This is a genomic window from Streptomyces sp. NPDC003284 (assembly GCF_053589675.1).
This window is the reverse complement of sequence record NZ_JBSFSI010000006.1, coordinates 340,760-358,481: the sequence shown is the minus strand read 5'-3', so window position 1 is coordinate 358,481 and position 17,722 is coordinate 340,760. Positions and strand designations below refer to the sequence as shown.

The following is a 17,722-nucleotide window of genomic DNA, read 5'->3' as shown; positions in this document are numbered from 1 at the left end:
GGGAGGTGCGGATGCCGGGTTTCACGCATCTGCACACCGTCTCCGGGTTCTCCCTGCGCTACGGCGCCTCGCACCCGGAGCGGCTGGCCGAGCGCGCCGCCGAGCGGGGCATGGACGCCCTCGCCCTCACCGACCGCGACACCCTCGCCGGTACGGTCCGCTTCGCCAAGGCCTGTGCGGCGGCGGGCGTCCGCCCGCTGTTCGGCGCGGAACTGGCGGTGGCCGGTCCCGACGCGTCCGTACGGCATGACGGGTCCGTACGGCACGGCGGATCCGTGCGGAGTGGCGGGTCCGCGGGGCAGGGCGGTCCGGGGTGGCGCGGCGGGGGACCGCGGCCGGAGCGGCGCCGGACCCCGGTGCGCGGCGGTGCCTTCGTCGACGAGTCGACTCCGCGGGTCACCTTCCTCGCCCGGGACGGCGCCCGCGGCTGGGCCGACCTGTGCCGACTGGTCACCGCCGCCCACGCCGCGCCCTCGGACACCCCCCTGCTGCCCTGGTCCGGCAACCACGGCGACGGTCTGACCGTGCTGCTCGGCCCCGGTTCCGACGTCGGCCGGGCGCTGGCCGCCGGACGCCCCGACCGGGCCGCGCGGCTCCTGGTCCCCTGGCGCGAGGTCTACGGCGACGCCCTGCGCCTGGAGGCCGTCTGGCACGGCCGCACGGGCACCGGCCCCGGCTCCCTGCGGCTGGCCGCCCGGACCGTCGGCCTCGCCGCCGAGCAGCGGGTCCGGCCCGTGCTCAGCAACGCCGCCCGCTACGCCGACCCGGGCCAGGGCCCGGTCGCCGACGTCCTGGACGCCGCCCGCCGCCTGGTCCCCCTCGGCGCCACCGGGGAACGGGACTCCGGCGAGGGCTGGCTGAAGGGACCCGGCGCCATGCTGGAGGCGGCCGAGCGGATCGTGGAGGCCGCCGGATTCCGGCGCGACACCGCCCACCGGCTGCTGGAGCAGACCCGGGCGACGGCCGCCGAGTGCCTGGTCGACCCGGAGGACGACCTCGGCATGGGCGCGGTCCACTTCCCCGAGCCGCACCTCGTCGGCGCCGGGCGCCGCACCGCCCGGCGCGCGCTGGCCTCCCGGGCGGCGGCGGGCATGGTGCGGCGCGGCTACGCCGGACGGCGCGCGTACTGGGAGCGGATGCATGAGGAACTGGACGTCATCGCGTACCACGGCTACGCCTCCTACTTCCTCACCGTCGCCCAGGTGGTGGACGACGTACGGGAGATGGGCATTCGGGTCGCCGCGCGCGGCTCCGGGGCGGGCTCCCTCGTCAACCACCTCCTCGGCATCGCCCACGCCGACCCGGTCGAGCACGGGCTGCTGATGGAGCGCTTCCTGTCCCGGCGGCGGTTCGTGCTGCCCGACATCGACATCGACGTGGAGTCCGCGCGCCGTCTCGAGGTCTACCGGAAGATCATCGGCCGGTTCGGCGCGGAGCGGGTGGCGACGGTCGCCATGCCGGAGACGTACCGGGTGCGCCACGCGGTCCGCGACGTGGGCGCGGCCCTGTCCATGGACCCCGCCGAGATCGACCGGGTCGCCAAGTCCTTCCCGCACATCCGCGCCCGCGACGCCCGCGCGGCCCTGGAGGAACTGCCCGAACTGCGGGCGCTGGCGGGCCGGAAGGAGCGGTACGGCAGGCTGTGGGAGCTGGTCGAGGCGCTGGACGCGCTGCCGCGCGGGGTCGCCATGCACCCCTGCGGGGTCCTGCTGTCCGACGCCTCCCTGCTCGCCCGGACACCGGTCGTGCCCACCAGCGGCGAGGGGCTGCCCATGTCCCAGTTCGACAAGGAGGACGTGGAGGACCTCGGGCTGCTCAAGCTGGATGTGCTGGGCGTGCGGATGCAGTCGGCGATGGCGCACGCTCTCGCCGAGGTGGAGCGGACGACGGGGGAGCGGATCGACCTGGACGCCGTGCCGCCGGGCGATCCGGCGACGTACCGGCTCATCCGCTCCGCCGAGACCCTCGGCTGCTTCCAGATCGAGTCCCCGGGCCAGCGCGACCTGGTCGGCCGGCTCCAGCCCGCCGACTTCCACGATCTCGTGGTCGACATCTCCCTCTTCCGGCCCGGCCCGGTCGCCGCCGACATGGTGCGGCCGTTCATCGAGGCCCGGCACGGCCGGGCGCCGGTGCGCTATCCGCACCCGGACCTGGCCGGACCGCTGGCGGAGACGTACGGCGTCGTCGTCTTCCACGAGCAGATCATCCACATCGTGCACCTCATGACCGGCTGCGGGCGCGACGAGGCGGACCGGGTGCGGCGCGGGCTGTCCGACCCGGAGTCGCAGGGGCGGATCATGGTGTGGTTCGCCCAGCACGCGGCGGCGCGGGGATACAGCGCAGAAACGATTCAGCGCACCTGGGAGATCGTCGAGGCGTTCGGTTCGTACGGCTTCTGCAAGGCGCACGCGGTGGCCTTCGCCGTGCCCACCTATCAGTCGGCGTGGCTGAAGGCCCACCATCCGGCCGCCTTCTACGCCGGGCTGCTCACCCACGACCCCGGCATGTACCCGAAGCGGCTGCTGCTGGCGGACGCGCGGCGGCGCGGGGTGCCGGTCCTGCCGCTGGACGTGAACCGGTCGGGAGTCGCCCACCGTATCGAACTGGTGTCTGACATGAAGGGGGGCAAAGCAGCTGAAAGAACTGAAGGATCCGGTACGTGGGGGCTGCGGCTGGCCCTCTCCGACGTGCTCGGCATCAGCGGGGCCGAGGCGGCGCGGATCGCGGACGGACAGCCGTACGCCTCGCTGCTCGACTTCTGGGAACGGGCCCGCCCGAGCCGCCCGGTCGCCGGACGGCTCGCCCAGGTGGGCGCGCTGGACGCGTTCGGCGCCAACCGCCGTGACCTGCAACTGCACCTGACCGAGCTGCACCGGGGCGCCCGGGGCGCGGGCGGCGGCCAGCTCCCCCTGGCCGGAGGGAAGGACACGGCCGCCGCCGGGCTGCCCGACCTGTCCGACGCCGAGAGGCTCAGCGCCGAACTGGGCGTGCTGTCCATGGACGCCTCCCGCAATCTGATGGACGACCACCGGGCGTTCCTCGACGAACTGGGCGTGGTCTCCGCGCGCCGGTTGCGTACGGCCCGGCACGGGGAGACGGTGCTGGTCGCGGGCGCCAAGGCGGCCACCCAGACCCCGCCGGTCCGGTCCGGCAGACGGGTCATCTTCACCACCCTCGACGACGGCACCGGCCTGGTCGACCTCGCCTTCTTCGACGACTCCCACGACGCCTGCGCGCACACCGTCTTCCACTCCTGGCTGCTGCTGGTGCGCGGAGTGGTGCAGCGGCGCGGCCCGCGCAGCCTCAGCGTGGTGGGCGCCGCCGCCTGGAACCTCGCCGAACTGGCCGAACTGCGCGCCGAGGGCGGCCTGGAGGAGGTGGCGGCCCGCCTGGCCCGCCCCGGCGGACCACCGGAGGGGGCCGCGGGCGGGGACGGTCCGGACGACGGATCCGGGGGAGGCGACGGCGGTGACCGCGGGGAGCGTGAGGGCCGCGGTGGCGGGCGGCGGGCCCGGCTCGCCGGTTCGGACGGGCGGCCCGCGCCCGCCGGTTCCGCCGCCCAGGACCCGATGGAGGCCGCGCGCGGGCGCCGTATCCGCATGCCCACCGGCTACGAGATGCATCCATGGGCGGATCTGCGCCCGGCGGGAGAAGGGCCCGCGTACGGAAGGAAGTTGTGGCACCAGAGTCCAGGGAGCGCGGGATGACCATTCTCTGCGTACGTTTCCAGCTGCCGCCGATGTACGAGGCGGCCCTGCCCGGACTGCTCGGGCTGCTGGAGGAGTTCACCCCCGTGGTCGAGGCGCTGCCGCCGGACGGCGCGCTGGCCGATCTGCGGGGCGCCGAACGGTACTTCGGGCGCGACGCGGTCGCACTCGCGGCGGTGATCCGGGTCCGCGCGCTCGCGCGGTTCGGCGTCGACTGCGTGATCGGCGCCGGGCCGGGCCCGATGCTGGCCCGCGTGGCACTGGGGGACGCCCGGCCCGGGGCGCCCTGCGCCGCGCCCGCCGAACCGGCCGCCGCCGCGGAGTTCCTCGCCCACCGGCCCGTCACCGCGCTGCCCGGCGCGGGCCGGGCGACGGCCCGCACCCTGGGTGAGTACGGCCTGGACACCCTGGGCCTGGTCGCCGCCGCGCCCCTGCCGACCCTCCAGCGCCTGATCGGCGCGAAGGCGGGCCGCGAACTGCGCGACCGGGCGAACGGCGTCGACCGCGGCCGGGTCGTCCCGGGCGCCGTCGAGCGGTCCCTGCTCGCCGAACGCCCCTTCGACCGCGACGAACTGGACCCCGGCCGGCACCGCGCGGCGCTGCTGTCGGCGGCCGGGGAACTGGGCGCGCGGCTGCGCGCCCTCGGCAAGGTCTGCCGCGCCCTGACCCTCACCGTGCGCTACGCCGACCGGTCGGCCACCGTCCGCGGCCGCACGCTCGCCGAACCGACCGCCCACTCGGCGGCGCTGACCGGGACCGCGTACGCCCTGTACGAGGCCCTGGGGCTCCAGCGCGCCCGGGTCCGCGCGCTCGTCCTGCGCGCCGAGGGGCTCGGCGGCGCCGAACACGCCTCTCACCAGCTCACCTTCGATCCCGTGGACGAGAAGGTCCGCCGCGTCGAGGAGGTCGCGGACCGCGCGCGGGCCCGGTTCGGGCCGCGCGCGGTGATCCCGGGGACCCTGGCCGCCTGAACGAGCGGCCTCCCGGCTGCCGGGGTCCCAGCCCCTCCGGCGGCCGGTCTGTCCGGTCTAGTTGGCCCACGGCGGGGTGAGGACGGTGCCGTCCGCGAGGCGGGCCGTCAGACCGACGGACGTGGTGACCCAGGAGACCGCGGTGCGGTCCGTGGGGTTCTCCACGGTGAAGGTCGCCCCGGCGTTGACGATCACCGTGTCGCCCGCGGTGACGCGCTCGGTGCGGTCGTCGAGCGTGACCAGGAGTTCGCCGTCGAGCAGATGGAGGATCTCCTCGCGGTCGACGGTGTGGGCGGGCGCCCTGGTCCCGGCGGGGATCTCGCCGCGCCAGGCGCACAGTTCCCCGGCGCCGGTGCGCGGGGTGGCGTACGAGACGAAACGGGCGCCGTGGATCTCGTGGGTCGTGGCTTCGGAGGGGCGGACGACGGGCATGGGGTCTCCTTCGGGGTGGGTGAACCGCTTGGCGGGGTGGCCTGGGGTGGCCCGGGGCTTGGGGTGGCCCGGGTTCGGGGCTCGGGCCGGGTGGCCGGGTTCTATGGTCAAGCCACTTGACCATATAGTCAAGCTACTTGTCCAAGCAGATGGTCAAGCCGCCTGATCACATGGTCAAGGCGCCTGACCGGGTGGTCAGGCGCCTTGACCATGGCCACGGTGCTTCAATGTCCCCGTGCACAGCTCCGAGGCCATGGCCCTCTCCGCCGCCCTGCTCGCCGTCGCCGGCCGGCTGACCCAGCGCATCCACGACGGCGTCGCCGCCCGCGGGTTCGAGGGGCTGCGGCCCGCGCACGGTTTCGCGTTCGCGCGGCTGGCGCCGGGCGGGGCGACCGTGACCGAGCTGGCCGCCCATCTCGGGGTCACCAAGCAGGCGGCCAGTCAGCTCGTCGACGAGATCGTGCGCAAGGGGTACGCGGAGCGGCGGCCCCATCCCGCCGACGCGCGGGCCCGGCTGATCGTGCTGACCGCGCGGGGGCTGGCCTGCACCCGCGCGGCGGAGGAGTCGGCCGCGGAGGCGGTGCGGGGGTGGATCGCGGTGCTCGGCGAGGGCGAGGTGGACGCGCTGGGGGAGCGGCTGGCGCGGATCGCGCCGTCCGGGCCGATCCGTCCGTCTTGGTGATGCTTCGTCATGTCGTCCCGCTCGCAAGCGAGTTGAGGCGGAGAGTGGACTCGCGAGTTTTTACTGACGCGTAACTTCACACTTCGACTACTCGTCCGTAACTTGACGAGTGAACAGCATCCTGGTGATCCGGATCACAGGGCGCAGTGCCGTCGCACCTCCCTTGAGCCGCAAGGAGATCACACGATGCTGCCCTTCCAGCGCGCCCGCAGACACCTGGCCGCCCTGTTCCTGGCCGCCGCCGTCGCTCTCGTCCCGACCGCCGCGGCCCACGCCTCCGCCGCCCCCAGCTCGGGCTGGAACGACTACAGCTGCAAGCCGTCCGCGGCCCACCCCCGCCCCGTCGTCCTCGTCCACGGCACCTTCGGCAACTCCGTCGACAACTGGCTCGGTCTCGCGCCCTATCTGACGGCCCGCGGGTACTGCGTCTTCTCGCTCGATTACGGCCAACTGCCGGGCGTCCCGGTCTTCAACGGCCTCGGTCCCATCGACCGGTCGGCCGGGCAGCTGTCCGCCTACGTCGACAAGGTGCTCGCCGCCACCGGAGCGGCCAAGGCCGACCTCGTCGGCCACTCGCAGGGCGGCATGATGCCCCGCTACTACCTGAAGTTCCTCGGCGGCGCCGCCAAGGTGAACGCCCTCGTCGGCATCGCCCCCGACAGTCACGGCACCACCCTCAGCGGTCTGACCAACCTGCTGCCGTACTTCCCGGGCGCGAAGGATCTGATCTCCGCCGCCACCCCCGGCCTCGCCGACCAGATCGCCGGGTCCCCCTTCGTCACCAGGCTCAACGAGGGCGGGGACACCGTGCCCGGCGTGCACTACACGGTTATCGCCACCCAGTACGACGAGGTGGCCACGCCCTGGCGGACCCAGTACCTGAGCGGTTCCGACGTCCGTAACGTGCTGCTCCAGGACCTGTGCCCGCTCGACCTCTCCGAGCACGTCGCCATCGGCACCGTCGACCGCATCGCCTTCCACGAGGTGGCCAACGCGCTCGACCCGGCCCACGCCACCGCCACCACCTGCGCCTCCGTGTTCAGCTGACCCGGGGGAGCGCCACCGGGCGCGGTCCGGGGTCCGTCCGGCCTGAGCCGCCGGACGGACCCCGTGTCCATGGGCCGCCTCAGCGGCCGGAGCGGGCCGCCCGCCGCCTGACCGAGAGGAACAGCGCCGCCGAACCCGCCGCCAGGGCCGCCGCGCCGCCCATCGCGATGTACGGGGTGCTGCCGGACCCGCCGGTCTCGGCGAGATCCGCGGTCCGCGCCCCGTCGGCCGCCACGGAGCTGCCCGCCGCCGCGTCCGTGCCGGTGCCGGTACCCGTGGTGCCGTTCCCGTTCCTGTTCCCGTTCCCGTTCTGGGCCGGGGCCGCGGGTGCCGGGTCCGTCGTCGTCCGGGCGTCGGCGTCCCCGTGGCCGTGGTGCTCGACGGTGGACCGGCCGGCCCCGGCCTGGATCTGCCGCTCGGTCGGCGCGGAGGCCGAGGGCGCGGGGGAGGAGTTCTTGGCGCCGCCGCCACCGGCGGCGGCGCCGCCCGCGCTCCCGCCGCCGTTGCCGCTCGCCGTACCGCCGAAGGTGACGTCCGAGCAGGAGTAGAACGCCTCGGGGCTGTCCGAGCGCTGCCAGACCGCGTACAGCAGTTGCTTGCCGGTGCGCTGGGGGAGCGTGCCCGAGAACGTGTAGAAGCCGCCCGAGGCCACCGGGTCGGTGACCGCGGCCACCGGGTGCGCGAGATCCAGAGCGGACCAGGCCAGCGGCTCGGCCGGGTTGTAGCCGGGCTTGGTGAGATACACGGTGAACGTGCCCTTGTGCTGGGCGGTCACACGGTACTTGAAGGTGTACGGGCCGCTCTTCACGGCCGTCGCGGGCCAGTCCGCGCGGGGCAGGTCGAGGCCCTTGAACTCCGGGTCGTTCGCGCTGCACAGCCTGCCGTCCGGGATCCGCTCCTGGTGGCGGCCGTTCACGTCGCCGATCCGGATGCCGTTCCAGTCGTACAGGGCCTGGGGGCCGCCGGCCGCGACCGCCGCCCGGCACGCCGCCGACGTCGGGTTCTCCGGGTTCTCGGCGTAGCACTGGAAGACCCGGCTGACCGGGCCGCCCATGGTGCCGTGCGCGGACGCGGGCGCGGCGGCGAGCGCGGTCAGGGCGAGCGGCGCCAGCGCCAGGACGGAGAGCGCGGCGGCCTGGCGGCGTGGACGAGCGGGCATGGGGGAACTCCTCGCGACGGGTCGTTTCTGACGGGTGCCGGCACCGGGGCGGACCCCGTGGGGTGCGTCAGAAACTAGCCCCGAGGAACGGGGAGAACGCCCGATCAGGGCGGTACGAGGGGATCCTTATGCTCGCGTTAAGGAAGCGCTGAGACTGCGCTCAGACAGAGGGCGTGCGCGGCGTACACACGGTGTGCGGAAGGCGTGTGCGGAAGGCGTACGTGGCGGCGCGCGGGACAGGTCCCGGCGCGCGGAGTGCGGTGCGCGCCGCCGGTCACCCCTCCGGCCACCAGGTGCGTGCGATGTCCTTGCGGACCTCGGGCCGTCCGGCGGGACGCTCGTCGATCTCCTCGCGGACCCGCCGGCTGTCCGTCTTCCTCAGGGGCTTCTGCACTGTCGTACGGCGCATCGCTGCCTCCTTCGACGGTCTACCGGGTTCCGTGTTCGTACGGAGGTAGACCTTTCGGGCGAGAGTTCCTCATCGGTGCGGGTCTGTCTGTGGCGGCTGTCACGATCCGGTTGTCAGTGGCGGGTGTCACTCTGGGGCGCATGAGTGCACACCCGACGACCGATCGTGACGCCACGGCCCGGGGCGCCGCTGGAGCGGCGGTGGACTGGGACGCGCAGGCGGCCGTCTTCGACGACGAGCCGGATCACGGGCTGCGCGATCCGCGGGTCCGCGCCGCCTGGGCGGAGCGGCTGCGCGACTGGCTGCCGGAGCGGCCCGCCGCGCTCCTCGACCTCGGCTGCGGCACCGGCAGCCTGTCGCTCCTCGCGGCCGGGCAGGGGCACCGGGTGACCGGCGTGGACAGCTCCCCGGCGATGGTGGAGCGGGCCCGCGCGAAGCTCGCCGACGCCGGCCGCGCCGCGGAGTTCCTGACCGGTGACGCGGCGGACCCGCCGGTGGACGGGCGCCGTTTCGACGCCGTCCTGGTCCGCCATGTGCTGTGGGCGCTGCCGGATCCCGCCCGCGCGCTGCGGCGCTGGCGGGAGTTGCTGGAGCCCGCAGGACGGCTGGTCCTGGTCGAGGGCGTCTGGGGCACGGTCACGCCCGTCGGCATACCCAACGAGCGGCTTCTCACTCTCCTCACGCCTCTCGTGCGGCACACCCGCGTCGAACAGCTCTCGGGTGACGCCCGGCTGTGGGGCAAGGACGTCACCGACGAGCGGTACGCGGTGGTGGCGTCGGTGTGACCGGTGGAGGGCCGGGGGCGGGTGGGCGCGCCGGGCCGACGGGACGGACGGGCCGTGGCGCGACGGCTGGACGACCGGGCGCGTCCCCCCCGTCCGGCGGCTCAGTCCAGCAGTGCCGCGAAGCCGTCCGCGCGGGCCAGCCGCTCCAGTTCGTCGAGGGCGGCCACGGCGGCGCCGGCCGCCGCCGGGTCGCGCTCCGCCAGCCCGCTCGCGGCGAACTCGTCCTCGTCCAGGCGCAGTACGTCCGTGCCGTCCGCCGAACGCCACAGATCCAGGTCCAGGTCCTCCACGACCAGCTCACCGCCGGTGAGCACGGCCGGGCGGGTGATGTCGCAGTACCAGCCCTTGAGCCGCCCGCCGCCGTCGTGGACCTCCTTGACCGCGTACCACCGGTCGCGCCAGTAGTGCTCGGTGAACACGTCGCCCGGTTCGAACCGCACGAAGCCGAAGTCCCGTACGCCCTCGGCCGCCCAGGGCGCCCGCACCACCACGCGCACGCCGTCGTCGCGCACCAGCGCGCTCCGGTAGCGGATCTTCGTCCGGCCGCCCTTGACGAGGACGACGTCCACCGGAGTGCCGGGCGTGTCAGCCGAGTTCGCGGACATACCGCACCTCCGTGGCGCACACCTCGTAGCCGAACCACCGGTTGACGGCGATCATCGGGTCGTTGCCGGTGTCGTTGCCGGTGAACGCCTCCCGGACGCCGGCCGCGCGGGCGCGGTGCAGCGAGTCGTTCTTGGCGAGCTTCGCCAGGCCCCGGCCGCGGAACGCCTCGGCGGTGCCGGTCATCCCCGTGCTGTAGCGGGTGGCGCCGTCCGTGTGGGCGAGGGTGAAGGCGGCGGGCCGGCCGTCGACCACCGCGACGGACGTCAGGTCGTGGCTCAGCAGCGGGTTGTGCCAGGTCTCCTCCAGCCAGGCCGCGTAGTCGGTCAGGTCCGAGGCCACGTCACCCGGTTCGTCCGCGGCCGTCTCCGCGTCCAGCTCGAACAGCGGGCGCGGGTCGGCGGCGTAGTCGGATCCCCGGCGCAGCTCCACACCGGGCGGCGGGTCCTGGAGCGGCGGGAGCCGACCGGCCGCCAGGTCCAGGCGCAGGAAGTACGCGGAGCGGCTGCCGCGGTAGCCGCGCCGCTCGGCGAAGGCGCGGTTGTCCGGCGTGTCCAGCACCCAGGAGAGCAGCCGCACCGCGCCGCGGGCGGCCAGGTGCTCCTCGGCGGTGCGCACCAGCAGCGCGCCCGCGCCGCGTCCGGTGTGCGCCGGGTCCACGTACACGTTGACGTTGCCCTGTCCGGGCACCGGGCTGTCGTGGGACAGGAGCACCTGCGCCGTGCCGATCACCTCGCCGTCGGCCTCGGCGACCAGCGGCCGGTAGTGGGCGCCGGGGTGCATCCGGGTGGCGGTGTGGGCGAGGGATTCGGGGGTGAACAGCACGAACGGCAGCGCGCGACGGCGCACCCGGGCGAACCCTGCGAGGTCTGCGGGCACGTCGGAGCGCATTTCGCGGACGATCACGGTCATGCAGGCGCACGCTACGGGCCGCCCCCGCACACCCGCCTCCCATTTTCCGCCCGCCGGACGACCCGCCCGGGGCGCGCGGGTGCGCGACAATCGGCCCGTGACCCTGAAGATCCGCATCCATGACGGCGCGCCTCCCTACGAGCAGGTGCGGGCCCAGATCTCCGAGCAGGCCCGGTCGGGCGCGCTGCCGGTCGGCCACCGGCTGCCCACGGTGCGGGCGCTGGCCGAGTCCCTCGGGCTCGCGGCGAACACCGTGGCCAAGGCGTACCGGGCGCTGGAGACGGACGGGGTGATCGAGACCCGGGGCCGCAACGGCACCTTCGTGGCCGCCGCGGGCTCCGCCGCCGACCGGGAGGCGGCGAGCGCCGCGCAGGGCTACGCGGAGCGCGTACGGCGGCTCGGCCTGGACGAGGACGCGGCGCTCGCGGCCGTCCGGGACGCCCTGCGGGCGGCGTACGAGGCGTAGCGCGTCGGGGGGGCGAGCGCGTCAGGGGCGTACGGACAGCCGGCCGGGGGTGCGGGTCACCTCCAGGCCCGCGTGCCGTGCCGCGCGGGCGAACTCCACCGCGTCCCGCACCGCCGCCCCGCCCGGGTCGTTGTTGAAGTAGGCGTACACGTCCGTGTCCGTGCCGCCCGGCCAGGCCGTGGCGACGCGGTCCACCCAGGTGCGCAGGGACCTGCGGCCGTAGCGCGGCCGGTCGTGCGCGCGGCCCTCGTGGAAGCGGACGTAGCCCCAGCCGGCCGTCGGCCGCAGCGGCGTCACCGGGCGGCCGCGGACATCGGCCCAGCACAGGGCGGCGCCCCGCGCCTCCAGCACGGCGCGCACCGCCGGTGTCCACCACGACGCGTGGCGCGGCTCCACCGCGACCCGGGTGCCGGGCGGGAAGCAGGACAGACAGGCGTCGAGCAGCCCGGCGTCGGCGCGCAGCGTGGGCGGGAGCTGGAGCAGCACGGGTCCGAGCCGGTCGCCGAGGCCCGCGGCGTGCGCCATCAGGCGGTGCACCGGTTCCGCGGGGTCCTTGAGGCGTCGGACGTGGGTGAGGAAGCGGCTCGCCTTGACCGCGACGACGAAGTCCGGCGGGACGCGCTCCCGCCAGGCCGCGAAGGTCTCCGGGGACGGCAGCCGGTAGAAGGTGTTGTCGACCTCCACCGTGGCGAACGCCGCCGCGTACTCCTCCAGCCAGCGCCGCACCGGGCACCGGGGCGGGTACAGCACGCCCCGCCAGTCCTTGTACTGCCACCCCGACGTCCCGACGAACAGGGTCATGGTCCCATCAGACCACCGGGGCGCCCCGCTGTCCCCTCACCGGGCACCAGGCACCGGGCACACGTCACCGGGCACACGTCACAGGTACAGGCCCGCGTCGGCGCCCTCGCGGGGCTCCGGGAGCGCGGTGGGGGAGGTGCCCCGGCGCAGCGCGTACAGCTCGGCCAGGGTCGCTCCCTCGCGGCCCACGCCCTCCTCGGTGCCCAGCCAGTCCACGGCCTCCCGGCGGGTCAGCCGGCCCACCTCGATACGGGCCAGGCAGCGGCCCGGCCGGACCACGGCGGGGTGCAGCCGCTCCAGGTCCTCGTTGGTCGTCACCCCGACCAGCACGTTGCGGCCCTGGCCGAGCAGTCCGTCGGTGAGGTTGAGCAGCCGTGAGAGCGCCTGGCCCGCGGTGTGCTTGGCCTCGCCGCGGATCAGTTCGTCGCAGTCCTCCAGCAGGAGCAGCCGCCAGCGGCCCTTGCCCGCCGCGTCCTCCTCGCCGATGGCGATGTCCATCAGATAGCCGACGTCGGAGAAGAGGCGCTCGGGGTCGAGGACGCAGTCCACCTGGCACCAGTCCCGCCAGGAGCGGGCCAGGGTGCGCAGCGCGGAGGTCTTGCCGGTGCCCGGCGGGCCGTGCAGCAGCAGGAGGCGGCCCGCGATGTCCTGGGGGGTGGTCTTCATCAGGCGGTCCATCGCGTCCGCGACCGGCGCCGTGTAGTTGGCCCGGACCTCGTCCCAGGTGCCCGCGGAGATCTGCCGGGTGGTGCGGTGCGGGCCGCGCCGCGGGGAGACGTACCAGAACCCCATCGTCACGTTCTCCGGCTGGGGTTCGGGCTCGTCCGCGGCGCCGTCCGTGGCCTGGCCGAGGATCCGCTGGGCCAGTTCGGCGTCGGTCGCGGTGACCGTGACGTCCGCCCCCCGGTTCCAGCGGGAGACCAGCAGGGTCCAGCCGTCGCCCTCGGCGAGGGTCGCGCTGCGGTCGTCGTCGCGGGCCACGCGCAGCACCCGGGCGCCGTCCGGCAGCAGCGTGGCGCCGGAGCGGACCCGGTCGATGTTGACCGCGTGCGAGTACGGCTGCTCGCCCGTCGCGAAGCGGCCGAGGAACAGCGCGTCGACGACGTCGGACGGCGAGTCGGAGTCGTCGACGTTGAGCCGGATCGGCAGCGCGTCGTGCGGGTTCGCAGGCATGCGGCCATGATCTGCCACCGGACCGCCCCGCGCACCCCGTTTCCCGGCCGTGCCGGGCGTGTCGGCCGCCGTCCGGGTCCGGACGCGCCGGAATCCCGTGTCGCGGCGTCAGGAACCGCCGTACGGGCGCACGAAGAGCCGTCAACACGACGAACCACCCGAACGGGTTGTCATCCGGCCGTACCGACAGGTCCGTTCGGGTCATGGCGCGGGGCCCGTACCGACCCCTACTCCCCTTGATTCCTTGTGAGTTCACCCTTTCTTTGGCATGAACACTTCCAGTTGACGCGCGTAGCTGCTACCACAGATCCGATAGCGAAGCTGCTAGAGGGAGGTTCCATGAGACGTTCCCGAATTGCCGCGTACGTCGGCTCAGTTCTGCTGACCGTAGGTCTCGTCCTCACCGGGACGGCCGCGGCGCAGGCCGCCCCATCGGCCGCGACCGGCGGCTATGTGGCCCTCGGCGACTCCTACTCCTCCGGAGTGGGCGCCGGCAGTTACATCAGCTCCAGCGGTGACTGCGACCGCAGCACCAAGGCGTACCCCTATCTGTGGAACGCCGCGAACCACCCGTCCTCGTTCTCCTTCACCGCCTGCTCGGGCGCCCGGACGGACGACGTCCTCGCCAATCAGCTCGCCCCGCTCAACTCCGGCACGTCCCTGGTGTCGATCAGCATCGGGGGCAACGACGCCGGGTTCTCCGACGTCATGACGACCTGTGTGCTCCAGTCGGACAGCAACTGCCTGTCCCGCATCGCGACCGCCAGGGCCTACGTCGACTCGACGCTGCCCGGCAAGCTCGACAACCTCTACTCGGTGATCCGCGGCAAGGCGCCCTCCGCGCGGGTCGTCGTCATCGGCTACCCCCGCTTCTACAAGCTCGGCCAGACCTGCCTCGGCCTCTCGGAGACCAAGCGCTCGGCCATCAACGACGCCGCCGACCGCATCGACACCGTCATCGCCAAGGCCGCGGCCAACCACGGCTTCGTCTTCGGCGACGTCCGCACCACCTTCAGCGGCCACGAGATCTGCTCCGGCAACTCCTGGCTGCACAGCGTCGACTGGCTCGACATCGGTGACTCCTACCACCCGACGGCCTCCGGCCACTCCGGCGGCTACCTGCCGGTGCTGAACAGCGCCGCCTGAACCCCGCCGGGGCCGGGCACGTGAGATCGCCCACGTCCCGCGCCGCCGGTACCCGGTGCCCGCCTCCCCCCTCCGGAGGCGGGCACCGGTCGCCTGATGACACGCCCTTGAGCGGTACTGGTCCCTCCGCCGCCGCCCGCTCACGCGCCGTGACGGCGTGACGGGGGCCGCGACCGCCCCGGCCCCGCTGCCTGCCGGTTGTCCAACTCGCCGTGGAACCGGTCGGATTCGGAGAGTAGTCGTCAACACCCTTACGCAGAAGGTGAATCCTGCGACCGAGATACACGGGTGCCCGCGCGGGGCGATAGGGTTACCCTGCCCGGGGTCGGGTGGACTCGTACGGGTGGGGAGTGACATGGAGCAGATAACAGTGCGCAGCAGGGCCAGGGTCCCTGCGATCACCTGCGGAAGCAGCGCGACCAGCTCGCGCCTCGACCGCCATCTCGCGGTGCTCGGCGGACCCGCCGTCCCGCAGCGGGAGGCCGCCGAGGCGACGCTGCTGATGCGTGAGCTGACCGCGCGTGCCGCGCACGACCGCACCGGCAGGGGTGCACGGATGCGCCGGGTGTCGCTGTTCGCGCCCCTGCGCCGACTGCGCCGCACGCTGTTCGGCGGGCACTAGCGACACCCCGTCCGCGGCCTCTCCGGCACCACCGGAGGGCGCCGCCGACGTTCCCGGGCCCGGACCCCCTCAGGGCCGGCGTCCGGGTCCCCAGCAGACCGCCTCACCGCCTTCGTACGGCGCCGCGCGCTCGCCGCCCGCATCCCCACGGCCGCGGCGCCCCGTACGGCTTCCCGCTCCTGTGCCCGAGCGGCACCGGCGCGGCACGGGAGTCGGCCGCCCGCCGCGCACAGCGGCCCCCCGTCCGCGCCCGGACCCGCGCCGCGCCCGCCGCCCGGCCCTCGCCGTTCAGCCCTCGGCGCGCGCGTACCGCCGCACCGCCGACGGCGCGCTGACGGCGAGCAGCACCGCGCACCAGGCCAGCGTCCCCGCGACGGGATGGGCCACCGGCCAGGAGGCGTGCTCCGGGACCGGGGCGTTGCCGAAGAGGTCGCGCAACGCGGTGGTGAGCGCGCTGATCGGGTTCCACTCGGCCAGGACACGCAGCCAGTGCGCCAGATTCCCGGTCGGGATGTACGCGTTCGACAGCAGCGGCAGGACGAAGGTCGCGGCGCCGAGCTGACCGGCCGCCTCCTCGCTGCGGGTGAGCAGCCCCAGCCAGATCCCCACCCAGGTGCAGGCGAACCGGAAGAGCAGCAGCAGGGCGACGGCGCCCGCCGCCCCGGCCGCGCCCCCCTCGATCCGCCAGCCCACCGCCAGCCCGACCAGCAGCAGCGGCACGGTCCCGGCCGCCGTGACGACGAGGTCGGCCACCGCCTGCCCGAGCGGCACCGCCGCCCGGCTCACCGGCATGGTGCGCAGCCGGTCGTTCACCCCCCGGTGGACGTCCTGCGCCGACTGGAACATCCCCGTCATGATCCCGCCGGCCGCGGTCGCCGCGAGCAGTCCGGGCACCAGGAAGGCGCGGTACTCGCGGCCGGGCACGGCCAGCGCGCTGCCGAAGACGTAGCCGAAGAACAGCAGCATGTTGATCGGCATGACCTGGGTGAGGACCGCCAGGCCCGGGTTGTTGCGGACCCGGCGCAGCTGGCGGCCCGCCAGCGCCGTCCCGTCGTGCACCAGTGCGCTCATGCCGCGATCTCCTCGCTGTCGTGGGCGGCTCCGGTCAGCCGGAGGAAGACGTCGTCCAGGGTGGGCGGGCTCAGGCTCGCGTCGAGCAACAGCACGCCCGCCGCGTCCAGTTCGCGCACCAGCCGGGGCAGGGTGAGGGTGGGGTCGGTGGCGACCGCGCCGACCGCGGCCCGCTCGTGGTCGAACACCGGCTCGGCGCCGGTGAGCCGGTCCAGGACGGCCGCCGCCCGCGCCATCTCGTCCGGGTGCGCCACCACGACCTCGGCGCGCGTGCCGATCAGGGACTTGAGCCGCGCGGGCGATCCGGTGTGCGCGACCCGGCCCCGGTCCACCAGGGCGATGTCGTCGGCCAGCCGGTCGGCCTCGTCCAGGTACTGGGTGGTCAGCACCACCGTCGTGCCCTGCTGCTTCAGTTCGCGCACCGCGTCCCGGATCCGGTTGCGGCTGGCCGGGTCGAGGCCGGTGGTGGGCTCGTCCAGGAAGAGCACGGCGGGCCGGCACAGCAGGCTGGCCGCGAGGTCCAGCCGGCGGCGCATCCCGCCCGAGTAGGTGGCGGCGGTGCGGTCGGCGGCCTCGGCGAGACCGAACCGCTCCAGCAGCTCACCGGTGCGCGCCGCCGCGTCCGGGATCCGGTGCAGCCGGGCGAACAGCCGCAGGTTCTGCCGTCCGGTGAGGTCCGCGTCGACGGACGTGTCCTGTCCGGTCACCCCGATCCGGCGGCGCACGGCGGCCGGTTCGCGCACCAGGTCGTGCCCGGCCACCCGGGCGGAGCCCGCGTCCGGCCGCAGCAGCGTCGTCAGCAGCCGTACGGCCGTCGTCTTGCCCGCGCCGTTCGGCCCGAGCACCCCGCAGACCGTGCCCTCGGCCACCGCCAGATCCAGGCCGCGCACGGCACGGACGGCACCGAACCGCTTCTCCAGACCCTCACTAAGTACAGCGTACGTAGTTGTCATGGGGCGACCATAGCGCACTACGTACGCTGTACGTAACTACGATGGTGGGGCGAGGTGATGTCCCATGGCCGGCCGAGGCGCCGAACCCGAGGTGATCTGGGCCCGCCCGGAGCGGACGGGGCGGGGGCCGAAGCCTGCCCTCACCCGCGCCGACATCGCGGCGGCGGCCGTCCGGCTCGCCGACGCCGGCGGCCTGGACGCGGTCTCGATGCGGCACGTGGCCGCCGAAGTGGGCTGCGGCACCATGTCGCTGTACAACTACGTCCCCCGCAAGGAGGACCTGTACGAGCTGATGGTGGACGCCGTCAGCGGCGAGCACGAGCTGTGGGAGCCCAGCGGCGACTGGCGCGCCGACATGGTCCGGGTGGGCCACCAGACCCGGTCCCTGATGCGCCGCCACACCTGGCTGCCCCGCCTGATGTCCGGGATCTACGGCTTCAGCCCCAACGCCCTGCGCTATCTGGAGCACTGCCTGGCCTGCCTGGACCCGCTGGAGGCGCCCTACGGCACCAAGATGGAGCTGATCGCCATGGTCAACGCCGTGGTGACCATGTACGTCGCCGACGAACTGGCGGTCGCTGAGCGCACCCGCTCCCTGCCCTGGACGGCGGAGCAGGAGAACGCCGTGCGGATCGCCTACCTGGGCGGCCGGATCGCGAGCGGCGCCCACCCGCGCCTGGCGGCGGCCTTCGCGGAGGACGCCGGACCCATCGACCTGGAGGCGGTGTTCGAACGGGCCCTGGTGCGGGTCCTGGACGGGTTCCGCCCGCGCGGCTGAGCGCG

Annotated in this window: 18 protein-coding genes; 9 read left to right on the top strand and 9 right to left on the bottom strand. The window is 74.5% G+C overall.

What is annotated here, in order from left to right:
- Positions 1 to 11 precede the first annotated feature (11 nt).
- Together ACWDYF_RS16480 and ACWDYF_RS16475 are read left to right on the top strand one after the other, a co-directional pair.
- Positions 12 to 3,707, top strand: coding sequence for a DNA polymerase III subunit alpha (locus ACWDYF_RS16480; protein ID WP_389463990.1), 3,696 nt, complete (start codon positions 12 to 14; stop codon positions 3,705 to 3,707).
- Complete coding sequence (locus ACWDYF_RS16475) at positions 3,704 to 4,678, top strand: DNA polymerase Y family protein (protein ID WP_389463992.1); 975 nt, start codon at positions 3,704 to 3,706, stop codon at positions 4,676 to 4,678. Before ACWDYF_RS16480 ends, ACWDYF_RS16475 begins: the two co-directional genes overlap by 4 nt.
- Before the next feature lie 57 nt (positions 4,679 to 4,735).
- On the opposite strand, the gene ACWDYF_RS16470 is transcribed toward ACWDYF_RS16475, so the two are convergent.
- The gene (locus ACWDYF_RS16470) at positions 4,736 to 5,110 is read right to left on the bottom strand and encodes a cupin domain-containing protein (protein WP_018570433.1); all 375 of its coding nucleotides are present in this window, start codon (positions 5,108 to 5,110) and stop codon (positions 4,736 to 4,738) included.
- 235 nt (positions 5,111 to 5,345) lie between these two features.
- Here ACWDYF_RS16470 and ACWDYF_RS16465 point away from each other — a divergent pair, with 235 nt between their 5' ends.
- Positions 5,346 to 5,792: a MarR family winged helix-turn-helix transcriptional regulator gene (locus tag ACWDYF_RS16465; protein WP_381741415.1), complete on the top strand. Its 447-nt coding sequence runs from the start codon at positions 5,346 to 5,348 to the stop codon at positions 5,790 to 5,792.
- Between the two features lie 186 nt (positions 5,793 to 5,978).
- Complete coding sequence (locus tag ACWDYF_RS16460) at positions 5,979 to 6,839, top strand: esterase/lipase family protein (protein ID WP_389463993.1); 861 nt, start codon at positions 5,979 to 5,981, stop codon at positions 6,837 to 6,839.
- Between the two features lie 79 nt (positions 6,840 to 6,918).
- Here the strand turns inward: ACWDYF_RS16460 and ACWDYF_RS16455 are convergent, their stop codons facing one another.
- Together ACWDYF_RS16455 and ACWDYF_RS16450 are read right to left on the bottom strand one after the other, a co-directional pair.
- Positions 6,919 to 7,998, bottom strand: coding sequence for a lytic polysaccharide monooxygenase auxiliary activity family 9 protein (locus ACWDYF_RS16455; protein ID WP_389463995.1), 1,080 nt, complete (start codon positions 7,996 to 7,998; stop codon positions 6,919 to 6,921).
- Positions 7,999 to 8,272: 274 nt separating this feature from the next.
- Complete coding sequence (locus ACWDYF_RS16450) at positions 8,273 to 8,407, bottom strand: hypothetical protein (protein ID WP_018570429.1); 135 nt, start codon at positions 8,405 to 8,407, stop codon at positions 8,273 to 8,275.
- A 140-nt stretch (positions 8,408 to 8,547) separates the two neighbouring features.
- On the opposite strand from ACWDYF_RS16450, the gene ACWDYF_RS16445 reads away from it, so the two are divergent.
- Complete coding sequence (locus ACWDYF_RS16445) at positions 8,548 to 9,192, top strand: class I SAM-dependent methyltransferase (protein ID WP_381741420.1); 645 nt, start codon at positions 8,548 to 8,550, stop codon at positions 9,190 to 9,192.
- A 101-nt stretch (positions 9,193 to 9,293) separates the two neighbouring features.
- On the opposite strand, the gene ACWDYF_RS16440 is transcribed toward ACWDYF_RS16445, so the two are convergent.
- Positions 9,294 to 9,797 carry a DUF402 domain-containing protein gene (locus ACWDYF_RS16440; protein WP_389463997.1) on the bottom strand — a complete coding sequence of 168 codons (504 nt, stop codon included), beginning with the start codon at positions 9,795 to 9,797 and terminating at the stop codon, positions 9,294 to 9,296.
- Entirely contained in the window at positions 9,778 to 10,707 is a 930-nt protein-coding gene (locus ACWDYF_RS16435) for a GNAT family N-acetyltransferase (RefSeq protein WP_389463999.1), read from the bottom strand. Before ACWDYF_RS16435 ends, ACWDYF_RS16440 begins: the two co-directional genes overlap by 20 nt.
- Before the next feature lie 97 nt (positions 10,708 to 10,804).
- Between ACWDYF_RS16435 and ACWDYF_RS16430 the strand changes: the two genes are divergently transcribed.
- Complete coding sequence (locus ACWDYF_RS16430) at positions 10,805 to 11,173, top strand: GntR family transcriptional regulator (protein WP_064531993.1); 369 nt, start codon at positions 10,805 to 10,807, stop codon at positions 11,171 to 11,173.
- 21 nt (positions 11,174 to 11,194) lie between these two features.
- Here ACWDYF_RS16430 and ACWDYF_RS16425 read toward each other — a convergent pair whose 3' ends face one another.
- Positions 11,195 to 11,974: a DUF72 domain-containing protein gene (locus ACWDYF_RS16425; protein ID WP_389464000.1), complete on the bottom strand. Its 780-nt coding sequence runs from the start codon at positions 11,972 to 11,974 to the stop codon at positions 11,195 to 11,197.
- A 78-nt stretch (positions 11,975 to 12,052) separates the two neighbouring features.
- Positions 12,053 to 13,147: a DUF5925 domain-containing protein gene (locus tag ACWDYF_RS16420; RefSeq protein WP_018570423.1), complete on the bottom strand. Its 1,095-nt coding sequence runs from the start codon at positions 13,145 to 13,147 to the stop codon at positions 12,053 to 12,055.
- A gap of 339 nt (positions 13,148 to 13,486) precedes the next feature.
- Here ACWDYF_RS16420 and ACWDYF_RS16415 point away from each other — a divergent pair, with 339 nt between their 5' ends.
- On the top strand, positions 13,487 to 14,293 hold the full coding sequence (locus ACWDYF_RS16415; protein ID WP_026252966.1) for an SGNH/GDSL hydrolase family protein: 807 nt from the start codon (positions 13,487 to 13,489) through the stop codon (positions 14,291 to 14,293).
- A gap of 355 nt (positions 14,294 to 14,648) precedes the next feature.
- A complete protein-coding gene (locus tag ACWDYF_RS16410; RefSeq protein ID WP_026252965.1) occupies positions 14,649 to 14,915 on the top strand; it encodes a hypothetical protein in 267 nt (88 codons plus the stop codon).
- 288 nt (positions 14,916 to 15,203) lie between these two features.
- Here the strand turns inward: ACWDYF_RS16410 and ACWDYF_RS16405 are convergent, their stop codons facing one another.
- Both ACWDYF_RS16405 and ACWDYF_RS16400 read right to left on the bottom strand, forming a co-directional pair.
- A complete protein-coding gene (locus ACWDYF_RS16405) occupies positions 15,204 to 15,986 on the bottom strand; it encodes an ABC transporter permease (RefSeq protein WP_389464003.1) in 783 nt (260 codons plus the stop codon).
- Complete coding sequence (locus tag ACWDYF_RS16400; RefSeq protein WP_381741429.1) at positions 15,983 to 16,939, bottom strand: ATP-binding cassette domain-containing protein; 957 nt, start codon at positions 16,937 to 16,939, stop codon at positions 15,983 to 15,985. Before ACWDYF_RS16400 ends, ACWDYF_RS16405 begins: the two co-directional genes overlap by 4 nt.
- A 64-nt stretch (positions 16,940 to 17,003) precedes the next feature.
- Between ACWDYF_RS16400 and ACWDYF_RS16395 the strand changes: the two genes are divergently transcribed.
- Positions 17,004 to 17,717 (top strand): TetR/AcrR family transcriptional regulator, encoded by a 714-nt coding sequence (locus ACWDYF_RS16395; protein ID WP_389464005.1) that lies wholly within the window; start codon positions 17,004 to 17,006, stop codon positions 17,715 to 17,717.
- Positions 17,718 to 17,722: the final 5 nt, after the last annotated feature.

Excerpts from the sequence above, each read along its gene's own strand:
- ACWDYF_RS16480 (WP_389463990.1), top strand. The coding sequence starts at position 12 with ATGCCGGGTTTCACGCATCTGCACACCGTCTCCGGGTTCTCCCTGCGC.
- ACWDYF_RS16475 (WP_389463992.1), top strand. The coding sequence starts at position 3,704 with ATGACCATTCTCTGCGTACGTTTCCAGCTGCCGCCGATGTACGAGGCG.
- ACWDYF_RS16470 (WP_018570433.1), bottom strand. The coding sequence starts at position 5,110 with ATGCCCGTCGTCCGCCCCTCCGAAGCCACGACCCACGAGATCCACGGC.
- ACWDYF_RS16460 (WP_389463993.1), top strand. The coding sequence starts at position 5,979 with ATGCTGCCCTTCCAGCGCGCCCGCAGACACCTGGCCGCCCTGTTCCTG.
- ACWDYF_RS16455 (WP_389463995.1), bottom strand. The coding sequence starts at position 7,998 with ATGCCCGCTCGTCCACGCCGCCAGGCCGCCGCGCTCTCCGTCCTGGCG.
- ACWDYF_RS16450 (WP_018570429.1), bottom strand. The coding sequence starts at position 8,407 with ATGCGCCGTACGACAGTGCAGAAGCCCCTGAGGAAGACGGACAGCCGG.
- ACWDYF_RS16445 (WP_381741420.1), top strand. The coding sequence starts at position 8,548 with ATGAGTGCACACCCGACGACCGATCGTGACGCCACGGCCCGGGGCGCC.
- ACWDYF_RS16440 (WP_389463997.1), bottom strand. The coding sequence starts at position 9,797 with ATGTCCGCGAACTCGGCTGACACGCCCGGCACTCCGGTGGACGTCGTC.
- ACWDYF_RS16435 (WP_389463999.1), bottom strand. The coding sequence starts at position 10,707 with ATGACCGTGATCGTCCGCGAAATGCGCTCCGACGTGCCCGCAGACCTC.
- ACWDYF_RS16425 (WP_389464000.1), bottom strand. The coding sequence starts at position 11,974 with ATGACCCTGTTCGTCGGGACGTCGGGGTGGCAGTACAAGGACTGGCGG.
- ACWDYF_RS16420 (WP_018570423.1), bottom strand. The coding sequence starts at position 13,147 with ATGCCTGCGAACCCGCACGACGCGCTGCCGATCCGGCTCAACGTCGAC.
- ACWDYF_RS16415 (WP_026252966.1), top strand. The coding sequence starts at position 13,487 with ATGAGACGTTCCCGAATTGCCGCGTACGTCGGCTCAGTTCTGCTGACC.
- ACWDYF_RS16410 (WP_026252965.1), top strand. The coding sequence starts at position 14,649 with ATGGAGCAGATAACAGTGCGCAGCAGGGCCAGGGTCCCTGCGATCACC.
- ACWDYF_RS16405 (WP_389464003.1), bottom strand. The coding sequence starts at position 15,986 with ATGAGCGCACTGGTGCACGACGGGACGGCGCTGGCGGGCCGCCAGCTG.
- ACWDYF_RS16400 (WP_381741429.1), bottom strand. The coding sequence starts at position 16,939 with ATGACAACTACGTACGCTGTACTTAGTGAGGGTCTGGAGAAGCGGTTC.
- ACWDYF_RS16395 (WP_389464005.1), top strand. The coding sequence starts at position 17,004 with ATGGCCGGCCGAGGCGCCGAACCCGAGGTGATCTGGGCCCGCCCGGAG.